The organism is Olivibacter sp. LS-1 (assembly GCF_008245145.1).
Lineage (GTDB): Bacteria > Bacteroidota > Bacteroidia > Sphingobacteriales > Sphingobacteriaceae > Olivibacter > Olivibacter oleidegradans.
This window is the reverse complement of sequence record NZ_CP041643.1, coordinates 3,737,978-3,750,423: the sequence shown is the minus strand read 5'-3', so window position 1 is coordinate 3,750,423 and position 12,446 is coordinate 3,737,978. Positions and strand designations below refer to the sequence as shown.

The following is a 12,446-nucleotide window of genomic DNA, read 5'->3' as shown; positions in this document are numbered from 1 at the left end:
TTATCTTTAGCTTTATGTTTCCTACCTTATCTCATCTGATCGCATATCTTTTCGGGATATATATTCCATTGCCAATTCAGACATTTGGCTTATTTGTTGGCTTTGCCTTTCTGTCTGCATACTACATTTTTAAGGTTGAGCTTATACGTAAAGAACAACTGGGATTAATTATGCCTGTTAAGCAGGAGGTAAGGGTAGGAGAACCCGCACATCCGGTTGAGATACTGATGAACGCATTGGTCGGGTTCATCATTGGTTATAAGCTAATACATGCTATTTTCAACTATGCCGATTTAGTTGATAACCCTCAAGCTTTCTTACTATCCACTAAAGGTTCCTTAACAGGTGGTGTGCTGCTGGGTATTCTATTTGGCTATTGGCTCTATAAAGATAAGAAGAAGCAAGAGCTTGCAGAAGATAAAATAGAAATACAACAGATACATCCCTATGAACTGATGAGCAAAATTTTAGTTTGGGCAGCCATTTGGGGCCTACTGGGGGCGAAGCTTTTCCATAACTTAGAGTATTGGGACGATTTTATACATAATCCGGTAGAAAGTCTCTTATCTTTTAGCGGACTTACTTTTTATGGTGGTATCCTGTTCGGTGGTGCAGCAGTTATTTATTACACCAAAAAACAGGGCATACATCCATTACATATGCTTGATGTGGGTGCTCCCGGCATGATGTTAGGTTACGCCGTTGGTCGTTTAGGTTGTCAGTTATCAGGGGATGGCGATTGGGGCATTGAGAATTTAGCTACTAAACCATCGAGCCTTCAATGGATTCCCGATTGGGCTTGGGCATTTAAATTTCCTCATAACGTGATTAACGAAGGTGTGCCTATTGTAGGCTGTGAAGGTAAATTTTGCCATGAGCTACCGGTTGCCGTGTTTCCCACATCTTTTTACGAATTTTTGATGTGTCTTATCCTTTTTGCCTTACTTTGGTTTTTAAGGCAAAAAATACATACTGCCGGAATGCTCTTTTCTATTTATCTTATGTTAAATGGTGTCGAACGTTTTTCGATAGAACTAATCAGGGTAAATGCAAAATATCACCTTTTAGGAATATCATTTACGCAAGCTGAATTGATTTCCCTCGCCATGGTCCTGGTCGGACTTATCGGCGTTTTTTACACCCGGTCAAGAGCACAAAAAACTGCTTATTCCATTACGCAAAAATATGCTTAATTTATCTCAACTCACGCAACAAGTACGATCCATAGCGATCGAAGCGGCTAACTTTATCAGGCAGGAACGGTTAAGCTTTGATAAAAGTAAAATAGAGCAAAAGGGCCTTCACGACTTGGTTTCATATGTAGATAAAGGCGCTGAATTTATTATTGTAGAACGGCTCAAAGACTTATTACCGGAAGCAGGCTTTATCACTGAAGAAAAAACGATCGTGAAGAAGGGCGACGTCTATAATTGGATCATAGACCCACTTGACGGAACTACCAATTTCATTCATGATATTCCCGCCTATTGTGTTAGCATTGCGCTTGCTCGTAATCGTCAACCTATTATAGGGGTTGTTTATGAAGTGACCAGCAAAGAATGTTATTATGCCTTTGAACAAGGAGGCGCATTTTTGAACGATCGCCGGATAAAAGTCTCTGCATCGACGACTTTATCCGATTCATTGCTCGCTACCGGTTTTCCTTTTTATAAATTTGAGTATCAAAATCAATACATCAATCTACTTAAACATTTAATGCAGCAATGCCGTGGCATTAGGAGAATCGGTTCAGCCGCCCTGGACTTGGCTTACGCTGCCGCAGGAAGATTCGATTGCTTCTTTGAATATAATCTGAATGACTACGATATGGCTGCCGGCGTATTGTTGGTTAAAGAAGCGGGTGGTATCGCTTATGATTTTGAGGGAAGTCAAGAGATGCTGGATAAAAGATCTGTTATTGCAGGCAATTTTGATATTACTAACCTCGTACTATCCGCAGTAAAAATGCACTTTAAATAAGAAGAGCCCGGTTTCTACCGGGCTCTTCTCTTGAATTTCTATTTATTATTATATTACATAGCTTCCGCCACAACCTCTTGAACCTCAGGAACCATTCGCTTTAACAACCCTTCTATACCTGCTTTTAGCGTAATTGTTGAAGACGGGCACCCGCTACATGAACCGCGTAATTCAACTGTTACCACGCCTTCATCAAAAGATTTATAAGCAATAGCACCACCATCTTGTTCAACAGCAGGACGGACATAATCGTGTAATACTTGCTGAATTTTCTTTTCAGTTTCACTGCCTTCGAAAGCCACATTCTCATCACGCTCTACCTCATGTATTAGCAATTCAGATTCTACCGCGCCCTTTACGAAATCTTTCAATATGGGCAGGATGTCTTCCCATTCACTATCTTCGGATTTTGTAATAGTGACAAAATTACTGGCAAAGAAAACACCATTAACAAAATTAAATTTAAAGAGCTCCCGTGCGAAGGGAGAACTTTGGGCTTTCTCCTTATCAGGAAAATCTAAACTCCCATTATACAACAACTTATTTACCAGAAACTTCATAGTTGCCGGATTGGGGGTACTCTCTGTATATACGTTGATCGTGGCCATTTTTATTTATATTAATTACACAAAGCTAACAAAAATATAACGGACAAGAAGTCAACTGCACGTCATAGTTAATATAGCGATGCGATACCTCTCCCTAAACCCCGGTATAGTTCCAGGGTGTAATGGCCTTGAGCTCCTCTTTAAGCGGATCAGCGATATTCAGATTATTGATAAAAGCGGCTATTGATTCCTGATTAATTGCTTCGTTTGTCCGCGTTAAATCCTTCAATGCTTCATAGGGCTTGGGGTATCCTTCTCTTCTCAATATTGTTTGTATAGCCTCCGCTACAACAGCCCAATTTTTTTCCAGATCGGCCCGAAGCGCGTCTTCGTTCAATATGAGTTTTTTGAGTCCTCGCATAATGGACTTGAAGGCAATGAGTGTATGGCCAAAAGGAACACCTATGTTTCTCAACACAGTCGAATCTGTTAAATCGCGCTGCAACCTGGAAATAGGCAGCTTAGCAGCTAAATGCTCAAACAAGGCGTTGGCTAGACCTAAGTTACCTTCTGCATTTTCGAAATCTATAGGATTGACTTTATGTGGCATAGCGGAAGATCCGATCTGTCCGGCAATAATCTGCTGTTTAAAGTAATCCATGGAAATGTAAGTCCAGATATCTCTACACAAATCAATTAAAATATTGTTTACCCGCTTTAAAGCGTCACAATGTGCCGCAAAGTTATCATAATGTTCAATTTGGGTTGTTTTTTGCGACCTATGGAGACCTAAAATATCGTTTACCAGGTGATTACCAAAGGCAACCCAGTCAATGTCTGGATAAGCGATATGATGTGCATTGAAATTTCCGGTAGCCCCCCCAAATTTAGCTGAGAAGGGAATCGCCTTAAGTTGATTTAGCTGTCCCTCTAATCGTTCAACAAATACGGCTAGCTCTTTACCTAAACGAGTCGGCGAAGCGGGCTGCCCATGTGTCTTTGCCAGCATAGGTATGGCTTTCCATTGCTTGGCCATAGCGTCAAGTTCGCTGATAAGTACGTGAATACCCGGATAATATACTTTGTTTAAGGCTTCCTTCCAGGAATAGGGAATGGCTGTGTTGTTAATGTCCTGTGACGTCAATCCAAAATGAATAAATTCTTTCGAATCTGTCAACCCGATTGCCTCAAACTTTTCTTTGATGAAATACTCAACGGCTTTCACATCGTGATTAGTTGTCTTCTCCAGATCCTTAATACGTTGTGCGTCGTTCTCAGAAAAGTCCTCATATATGGTCCGCAGAGCCGCTTTATTCGGTAAAGCACTTAATTGGGATATACCGGTTTCAGCAAGTGCGATAAAATATTCAATTTCTACAAATACACGATATTTTATTAAAGCGGCCTCCGAAAAAAAAGAAGCTAAATCTTTTGTTGCACTGTGATAACGACCATCTATCGGTGAAACTGCTGTAAGTGGAGATAAACTCATGTCAATGAAATATGTCGGGTTAAAAGCGCAAAGTTAAAAAAATATTGCATTTGTCCATTTTCTCCCATCAGAGAATGAGATCAATTTTAGAAACAATGCCACGGAGGGGACCCGTACCATTTTACAAAAAAAAAGCGTTTCCGCTCATGAACGGAAACGCTTTTTACTATTTCAGTTTTAATTACTGAGCTTCTTTAACTGTAGTATCAGCAGTTACAGTAGTATCTGTAGTGATAACAGTTGTATCTGGCTCGCTAGGAGTAACAACAGTAGTAGTATCAGTTGTTTCTTCAGTAGCAGATCCTTCGCCAGAGTTTGAGTTACAAGCAGCAACAGTTAAAGTTAAAGCTAAACCTAAAAAACCGAATTTGAATAAATTTTTCATTGTTAATTTTCTTTTCTGATTAAATAAAAATTGTTTATTTACCTCTTTATACCGCATATGTTGAAAGGTAACCCAACATTTTTAAAAAAAAATTTTTCGTTCTTTTTTGCGGCTGCAAAGATGGAGATATTTTAGAAAAATACAAATAGAATTTGCTGACTGATCAAACTTCATTTACTGTTTACTTTTATTTCCCTAGTTTCTGTACTTTTGCCTCTTTGCAACTGAAACAAACAGGCGATAATAAAATCGTCGGGGGAACAGTTATAAAAAAGACAGACCTTATTTAAGCACCGTTTTTAATTTCAAAACGTGCTAAAAAAAACACGAATGGGTGGGTTACTATTTGCATTTTAACGTATTAACTAGTGAGTAAAGAAAGAAAACATACACCATCTGACGATAACGAAATACTTGCAGGGGTTTTAGAAGGGGACACCAACATTTTGGATAGTTTATATAAGGCTAATTTCCCGATGATTGCTCGATTGATTATCAATAACGGTGGTGATATTGACGACGCAAAGGACATATTCCAAGAAAGCATTATTATTTTATATGATAAACTCTGTGGCGGCGACTTTGCACTTAATAGCAAACTCAAAACGTTTTTGTATTCTGTCTGCAGAAATCTTTGGCTTAAAAAGCTAACAAAAAAAGGGATTTATACCCGGATCGACGATTTTGAAGAAAAGATTCTTGTAGAAGACGACATCGACACACATAAAGAACGAGACCGGCAATTTTCCATGATGGAAGATGCCTTGAAAAAGCTGGGCGAGCCCTGCAAAACAATAATAGAAGATTTTTATATACGAAATTTAACAATGCAAGATATCTGTGAAAAGTTTGGTTACACGAATACGGATAATGCAAAGAATCAAAAATATAAATGTCTGCAACGTTTAAAGAAACTTTATTTTGGTTAACATTTTACAACAATGAAAAGTGAACGAGATTTTCTAGACCAGTCGGAAGCCTACTTAAGAGGTGAAATGAATGCCCTGGAAAAAAAGGTATTCGAAGACCATCTTGTGAATGATCCTGAAGCTCGTAGAAAATTTGACGAGCACGAAATATTTATTGGAAACATGAAGAGTTACGGAGCTAGGACCGATTTACGACATAAGCTCGAGGCCATTCATGAAACAATTAATATAGAAGAAGTGGTTCCAAAAAAGCCACTCATTATACGCTTATGGGATAAATATAAGATCAATTCCCTTGTGGCCGCGTCGGTTGCACTTCTTGCTGTTTTCACTACCTTATGGCTTACCGGCTTTTATTCAAAAGACAACACATCCCAATATATTGCTTTGCGACGCGATATGAATAGCATTCGACAAAATGTTAAAGCCCAAAATGCACTGATTAAGGATATTAACAAAGGCAAGAACGACGCCGGTACTCCCAGTCATTATGGAGCCACCGGTTTTGCTCTTTCTTCCAATGGCTACGTTATGACAACGTATCACGTAATTAAAGATGCTGATTCTGTTTACTTGCAGAATTATACAGGCAACTCATACAAAGCAAAGGTCATATATACGGATCCCACATACGATATTGCAGTGCTGGAAATTATAGACAAAGACTTTAAAGAAGTAGGGAATTTACCCTATACTTTTAAACAAAACGCAGCTGATATAGGAGAGGACGTTTATACGATTGGTTTTCCGAGAGAAGAAGCAGTATACGGAAGGGGTTATTTAAGCAGTAATACGGGATATAGTGGCGATACCATTGCTTATCAGGTTTCCATTCCCGTTAACCCAGGTAACAGCGGGGGACCTGTATTGGATAATCGGGGCAATATAATCGGCGTTATTAACAGTAAACAAACGGAGACTGATGGAGCCGCTTTTGCCATCAAATCGAACTATGTTTTGGAAGCGTTGGCGTCAATTCCCGAGGATAGTCTGGAGAAAAAGCTAACATTAAATAAAAAGAACACCCTCGCCAATTTGAGCCGCACGGAACAGATCAAAAAGGTACAGGAATATATCTATATGATTAAAGTATATTAATAGACGACACCGAATAAAACAAAAATGGCTTCCCCCCTGTGGTGGGGAAGCCATTTTTGTTTTATTTTCAGTATATTAGGAACCTAGATCAAAATCATATGACTCAAGCGCATCGGAATATTGACCGTTTTAACTTTCGAGCCGATAACTATGATAAATATCGTCCAGGTTATCCGCAAGGTCTTCTGGATTTCATATATAAACATAATTCCCTAAATGAACAAAGTGTTATTGCTGAGTTGGGGGCAGGAACCGGCATCTTAACAGAAGAACTAGTAAAATGGCCTTGTAGCATCATTGCGATTGAACCTAATGATGAAATGCGCGAAAAAGCGATCCAAACTTTACAAAGAGTTAAAAATTGTGTAATAAAGGACGCAACCGCCGAAGAAACCGGTCTGGCAGACCATAGTATTGATCTCATAATCTGTGCGCAATCATTTCATTGGTTCGACGCGATGAAAGCAAAAAGAGAATTTGAGCGAATATTAAAAAATCAGGGAAAAGCAGCAATTATATGGAATATCCGTAGCGCAGAAACGACTTTTGAAAAAGAATATGAAGAATTCATTTTGGAGTTTTCAATAGATTATAAAGAGGTTAAGAATAGAGAAACACGAGGAAATAACCTTAAAAATTTCTTTCTGCCTAATAGCATGGAAGAACATCTATTTATATACGATACTTACCTGACATTCGAACAGTTATTGGGCAGAACACTTTCTTACTCCTATATGCCTAATGAAGGCCATAAAAGAACACCCGAAATGAAGACTCGATTACGGGTCTTGTTCGACAAATATGCTACCAATCAAATTATAAGCCTCTCGTACAAAACTAAATTGTTTATGGGTATGCTTTAATTTTACATCAAAAACGTTACAAAGTTGCGTTTTTCCCGTTCGATGTTTTGACAATTTTCTCTAAGTTTGTGATATTATTAATCAATAAAAAATCACATGAAGAAACGTTTAATCAATCTAAAATTTCTATTAGCCGTATTTTTTTTCCTGAGCTATTCATATCAAAGCCAGGCCCAATCAGAGGCTTTATGGCTCCGGTATCCAGCCATATCACCGGACGGCAAAACTATTGTTTTTGGATATCAAGGTAATTTATACCGTGTAAGCGCCAGTGGGGGAGCAGCCACCGCCCTTACAGTCGGAAGCTCACACAGTATGATGCCCGTATGGAGTCGTGATGGTCAGTTTATAGCTTTCGCAAATGACCGAAATGGTAATTTCGACATCTATGTAATGCCGGCAAGCGGCGGAAAGTCAACACGACTTACCTATAATAGCGCAAATGATTACCCATACGACTTTAGTATCGATAATAAGGAGGTGATATTTGGAAGTGCCAGGCAAGCACCCGCCGAAAGTACGCGTTTTCCAAGCTTGCGACTGTTTCAAAATCTATACCGGGTGGCTATCAATGGGGGCCGACCGCTACTTGTGAGTGCTGCCGGCATCGAAAATGCCCACTTTAATCAAGATGGCAGCTTATTGGTTTTCCAAGACAGAAAGGGTTACGAAGACCCTTGGAGAAAACATCACAATTCTTCCGTAACGCGTGATATATGGCTATATAATTTAAAAACCAATACATACGAGGCCTTAACTAATGAGGAAATCGAACACCGCGAACCGGTTTTCAGCCATGACGGACAATTTGTTTATTATCTAAATGAGAAGGATGGAACCCTAAATCTCTATAAGAAGGGAATTCGATTACGTATTGCGGATCAACAACTAACACATTTCACAAAAAACCCGGTTCGCCATTTGAGTATTTCAAATGACAATACGCTAGCCTTTACACAGGACGGCTCTATCTATACACTAAAGGAAGGGGGTGAACCAAAAAAGCTAACCGTAGTCATCGCAGTTGATAATGGAAATGCTTTAGCGAGCAATGTGCCATTAAACGGGCAAATTAGTCAGTTTGAGTTAAGTCCTGACGGTAAACAAATCGCTTATGTGAGTAGAGGAGAGCTATTTGTTACAAGTGTTGAAGGCGACTTTACAAAACGAATTACTAATACGGCCGATCAAGAACGAATGGTAAAATGGTCGCCGGATGGAAAAACGTTAATCTACGCCGCTGAACGAGGCAGAAATGGTTGGGGTATTTATCAAAGCGCCATTCTCAATCAAGAAGAATCCTATTTCTTTAATGCAACCGTTTTGAAAGAAGAGCCTCTTATTACCGGAAAAACAGACAATTTTGCTCCTAAGTTCTCACCTGACGGTAAGTCTGTGGCTTATATCGAAGAAAGAAACGTATTGAAGGTATATAATATCAATACTAAAAAAACGGTCGAGTTGCTCCCGAAGGGACACAACCACTCTTATGCCGATGGCGACTGGGGCTTCGAATGGAGTCCGGACAGCAAGTGGTTATTGGTCGATGATCAAAGAGGATACTTTTTTAATTCTAATGTAGCCTTGATAAAAGCGGATGGAACTGCTGAAATAAGACATCCGCTTCTTACTGGTTTTGGTGAAGAGGGGGCGCGTTGGCAGATGGAAGGAAAAATGCTCACCTGGCTAAGCAGTCGCTATGGAAGAAAATCCTTAGCCCTACAGGGCAGTCGCGAACTAGACGTTTTTGGTGTTTTCTTTAATCAAGAAGATTACGATCGATTTAAGTTAACTAAAGATGAATTCGACCTGTTGAAAGAAAAGGAAGAAAAGGCAAAAAAAGACGAGGCGACAAAAAACAATGATCAAAATACGTCCAAAAAGAAAAAAAATGAAAAGGGTGAAAAAGAGGAGGAAAAAACGCTAAAGATAAATTTTGATAATTTACGTGATCGAGAAGTTAGGTTAACCATCAACAGCTCATCCATCAGTGATTACGCATTAACCAAAGATGGAAGTAAATTATTCTATCTGGCATCTTTTGAAAAGGGCTACGATTTGTGGTTAACAGAACCGAGGACAAATCAAACAAAAATTTTGGCTAAATTATCAGGTTCCCCTAGCGGCATTGAAATGAGCAAGGATGAAAAAACCTTATTCGTAGTAAATCGTGGCGCACTGGTAAAAGTTGATGCCGCAAGCGGCAAGATTACACCACTCAACAGTAAAGGAGAGCTTGAACTGAATGCCGCTGCCGAACGTGAGTACATCTTCAATCATGCTTGGCTGCAAGTGAAAAAGAAGTTTTATGACCCTAATTTGCATGGAATCGATTGGGATGGCTATTATCAAACCTATGCTAGATTTTTACCGCATATAAATAACAATTTTGATTTCCAGGAACTTTTAAGCGAATTATTAGGAGAACTTAACGCATCCCACACGGGAGGGCGCTTTTCTCCTCGATATACCAATCCGGATATTACGGCATCTTTAGGTTTACTCTATGATGAAACCTATACCGGTAAAGGGTTGAAAGTGGCAGACGTAATCCCGGGTGGTCCGGTAGCCAACGCCAAGTCGAAAATTGAAAAAGGAACGATTATACTGGAAATAGATGGCAACACCATTGATGATAACGTCGACTGGGCAAAGTTCTTAAATCGTAAAGTTGGCCAATATGTAAGCATTCGCGGTAAGAATGGAGCAGGTGGTGTATTCAACGAAACGATTAAACCAATAAGCACAGCTGATGAAATTCCACTTATGTATAAACGCTGGGTTAACGGACGAAAAGCGTATGTTAACAAAATAAGTAACGGAAAGATTGGTTATGTACATGTTGAAGGTATGAATGACGCAAGCTTTAGGGAGGTTTATGACCGCGTCATGGGAGAGAACTTAGATAAGGATGCACTTATAGTTGATACGCGTTTTAATGGTGGAGGATGGCTACATGACGACCTCAATACGTTTTTAAGCGGCAAAGAATACCTGAAATTTGCCCCACAGGGGAATACCTTAAAAGGTGGCGAACCGAGAAGTCGCTGGAACAAACCGAGTGCTGTTGTAATGAGCGAGGGAAATTATAGCGATGCTTTTATCTTTCCTTATATCTATAAACAAAATGGTTTAGGTAAATTGATCGGCATGCCCGTTCCGGGTACAGGAACAGCCGTCTGGTGGGAAACTCAAATTGATCCAACATTGATATTTGGGATACCTATGATTGCTACGATCGGAAAGGAAAATCGCCCTACCGAAAATCTTCAGGTTGAACCGGACATTCGGGTTCCCTTACCTTACGAGGCTTTTCTAAAAGGCGAGGATCCACAGTTGGAAAGAGCGGTAAAAGAGCTCCTTCATTAGTTTATTTATTCTTTAAAACTACCATAAGCTCCTTTTATGGAGGCTGTATAAGACTTCCGCGCGATAATCGCCGGAAGTCTTATATTTATATACACTTTTTTCAGATTATGAAAACGCTTATCTCTTTGCTATTAAGCTTATCTTGCTTATCTCTTTTTATAGGTTGCAAGGAAAAAGAACGGGTTGACCTCATTCTTCACCATGCTACTGTTTATACAGTAGATAGCACCTTTTCGCTCCAGCAAGCTTTTGCAGTAAAAAATGGAAAATTTCTGGATATCGGTTCAAATGAATCCATTTTGGACAAATACGAGAGCGAGCATATGGTCGATGCGAAAAATCATCCTGTTTATCCTGGACTTTACGATGCTCATTGCCATTTCTTTGCTTTGGCTCGCGGACTACATCAGGTCAACCTGGTTGGTGCAAGTTCCATGAAAGAAGTAATTGAAAGGGTAAAGAACTTTCAGGCAAAATTTCCAAATGACGCTTGGATTTTAGGACATGGTTGGGACCAAAATCTATGGAGCGACAAAAGTTTCCCTAATAATAAGGAGTTGAATGCCGCTTTCCCGAAGATCCCGGTTTATTTAAGCAGAATTGACGGTCATGCGGCCTTAGCCAATGACGCAGCTCTCCAATTAGCGCATATTCCGCTTCATGGGCAACCCACAGGCGGTTTAATTGTAAAAGCGGGAAATACCCCAACAGGTATTCTTATTGACAACGCAATGGATTTAGTGCAACAGAAAATACCACCACCTTCTGAATTGCGATTAACGGAATTCTTATTGGAAGCGGAGAGGGCCTGTTTCTCCGTTGGATTAACAAGCCTGGCCGACGCTGGCTTGTCAATTGAAGAAATCGATTTACTAAAAAAACTGTATAAACAAAACAAATTAAAGATAGGGGAGTACGCAATGGCAATGCTCAATACAGGCACCTTTAAAGAGCTAGTAAAAGCAGGTGTGTATGATCGAGGGCAGTTGACGGTTCGTTCCTTTAAAATTGTGGCAGATGGCGCGTTGGGGTCTAGAGGGGCTTGCTTATTGCAACCGTATAGCGATGCTTCAACAGAGCAAGGTTTTTTACTTCTAAAACCTACTACGTTGGATACTATAATCCGTGAATTGGCACAAAGTAATTTCCAAGTTAATGTGCACGCTATAGGGGATTCGACCAATCGCTTTATTCTTCACACTTTCAATAAATATTTAAGCGAGAATAATAAAAAGCGTTGGCGCATTGAACACGCTCAAATTGTTCAACCCAATGATTATCGACTGTTTACAACTGCTAATCTTATCCCTTCCGTGCAACCAAGCCACGCTACCTCGGATATGCATTGGGCAAAAGACCGATTAGGAAACGATAGAATACAATATGCTTACGCGTATAAACAGTTATTACAAGCCGCAGGTAGTTTAGCTTTGGGAAGTGATTTCCCCGTAGAAGACATCAATCCGCTGTATCAATTCCATGCCGCAGTAGCACGGACCGATAAAAACGGTAAACCCGTCGGTGGATTCCAAATCGAAAATGCCCTGACAAGAGAAGAAGCATTGAAAGGCTTAACGCGATGGGCAGCCTATGCTTGTTTTCAGGATGAGAAAAAAGGAAGTATAGAGAAGGGAAAGCAAGCAGATTTTATCCAGCTAGAGAAAGACATCATGCAGATTCCCTTAAACGAAATAAGAAATACCAAAGTGCAGCAAACCTGGGTAGCGGGGAAAAGGGTTTATTAGAATAGGTGCTTCCTTCGAACCCACTCAACCCCTCTGT

The 12,446-nt window shown here is 39.9% G+C and carries 10 protein-coding genes; 7 read left to right on the top strand and 3 right to left on the bottom strand.

What is annotated here, in order from left to right:
• The first annotated feature begins 14 nt into the window (after positions 1-14).
• Positions 15-1,193, top strand: coding sequence for a prolipoprotein diacylglyceryl transferase (locus FKG96_RS15370; RefSeq protein WP_130856025.1), 1,179 nt, complete (start codon positions 15-17; stop codon positions 1,191-1,193).
• Entirely contained in the window at positions 1,186-1,980 is a 795-nt protein-coding gene (locus FKG96_RS15365) for an inositol monophosphatase family protein (protein ID WP_013666878.1), read from the top strand. Before FKG96_RS15370 ends, FKG96_RS15365 begins: the two co-directional genes overlap by 8 nt.
• 53 nt (positions 1,981-2,033) lie before the next feature.
• Here FKG96_RS15365 and FKG96_RS15360 read toward each other — a convergent pair whose 3' ends face one another.
• The 3 genes from FKG96_RS15360 to FKG96_RS15350 all read right to left on the bottom strand — a co-directional run bounded on the left by FKG96_RS15360 (position 2,034) and on the right by FKG96_RS15350 (position 4,462).
• Positions 2,034-2,588, bottom strand: coding sequence for a NifU family protein (locus FKG96_RS15360; protein WP_013666877.1), 555 nt, complete (start codon positions 2,586-2,588; stop codon positions 2,034-2,036).
• A gap of 94 nt (positions 2,589-2,682) precedes the next feature.
• Positions 2,683-4,020 (bottom strand): adenylosuccinate lyase, encoded by a 1,338-nt coding sequence (purB, locus tag FKG96_RS15355; protein ID WP_130856026.1) that lies wholly within the window; start codon positions 4,018-4,020, stop codon positions 2,683-2,685.
• A gap of 181 nt (positions 4,021-4,201) precedes the next feature.
• A complete protein-coding gene (locus FKG96_RS15350; RefSeq protein WP_242627185.1) occupies positions 4,202-4,462 on the bottom strand; it encodes a hypothetical protein in 261 nt (86 codons plus the stop codon).
• Between the two features lie 311 nt (positions 4,463-4,773).
• On the opposite strand from FKG96_RS15350, the gene FKG96_RS15345 reads away from it, so the two are divergent.
• The 5 genes from FKG96_RS15345 to FKG96_RS15325 all read left to right on the top strand — a co-directional run bounded on the left by FKG96_RS15345 (position 4,774) and on the right by FKG96_RS15325 (position 12,409).
• Entirely contained in the window at positions 4,774-5,334 is a 561-nt protein-coding gene (locus FKG96_RS15345; RefSeq protein WP_130856027.1) for an RNA polymerase sigma factor, read from the top strand.
• A gap of 12 nt (positions 5,335-5,346) precedes the next feature.
• On the top strand, positions 5,347-6,432 hold the full coding sequence (locus tag FKG96_RS15340; RefSeq protein ID WP_130856028.1) for a serine protease: 1,086 nt from the start codon (positions 5,347-5,349) through the stop codon (positions 6,430-6,432).
• Between the two features lie 98 nt (positions 6,433-6,530).
• On the top strand, positions 6,531-7,295 hold the full coding sequence (locus FKG96_RS15335; protein ID WP_130856029.1) for a class I SAM-dependent methyltransferase: 765 nt from the start codon (positions 6,531-6,533) through the stop codon (positions 7,293-7,295).
• A 96-nt stretch (positions 7,296-7,391) separates the two neighbouring features.
• Positions 7,392-10,664 (top strand): S41 family peptidase, encoded by a 3,273-nt coding sequence (locus FKG96_RS15330; protein WP_130856030.1) that lies wholly within the window; start codon positions 7,392-7,394, stop codon positions 10,662-10,664.
• 107 nt (positions 10,665-10,771) lie between these two features.
• Positions 10,772-12,409 (top strand): amidohydrolase, encoded by a 1,638-nt coding sequence (locus tag FKG96_RS15325; protein ID WP_130856031.1) that lies wholly within the window; start codon positions 10,772-10,774, stop codon positions 12,407-12,409.
• Positions 12,410-12,446: the final 37 nt, after the last annotated feature.

Coding starts and splice junctions, on each gene's coding strand:
- FKG96_RS15370 (WP_130856025.1), top strand. CDS start 15: ATGTTTCCTACCTTATCTCATCTGATCGCATATCTTTTCGGGATATAT.
- FKG96_RS15365 (WP_013666878.1), top strand. CDS start 1,186: ATGCTTAATTTATCTCAACTCACGCAACAAGTACGATCCATAGCGATC.
- FKG96_RS15360 (WP_013666877.1), bottom strand. CDS start 2,588: ATGGCCACGATCAACGTATATACAGAGAGTACCCCCAATCCGGCAACT.
- purB (WP_130856026.1), bottom strand. CDS start 4,020: ATGAGTTTATCTCCACTTACAGCAGTTTCACCGATAGATGGTCGTTAT.
- FKG96_RS15350 (WP_242627185.1), bottom strand. CDS start 4,462: ATGCGGTATAAAGAGGTAAATAAACAATTTTTATTTAATCAGAAAAGA.
- FKG96_RS15340 (WP_130856028.1), top strand. CDS start 5,347: ATGAAAAGTGAACGAGATTTTCTAGACCAGTCGGAAGCCTACTTAAGA.
- FKG96_RS15335 (WP_130856029.1), top strand. CDS start 6,531: ATGACTCAAGCGCATCGGAATATTGACCGTTTTAACTTTCGAGCCGAT.
- FKG96_RS15330 (WP_130856030.1), top strand. CDS start 7,392: ATGAAGAAACGTTTAATCAATCTAAAATTTCTATTAGCCGTATTTTTT.
- FKG96_RS15325 (WP_130856031.1), top strand. CDS start 10,772: ATGAAAACGCTTATCTCTTTGCTATTAAGCTTATCTTGCTTATCTCTT.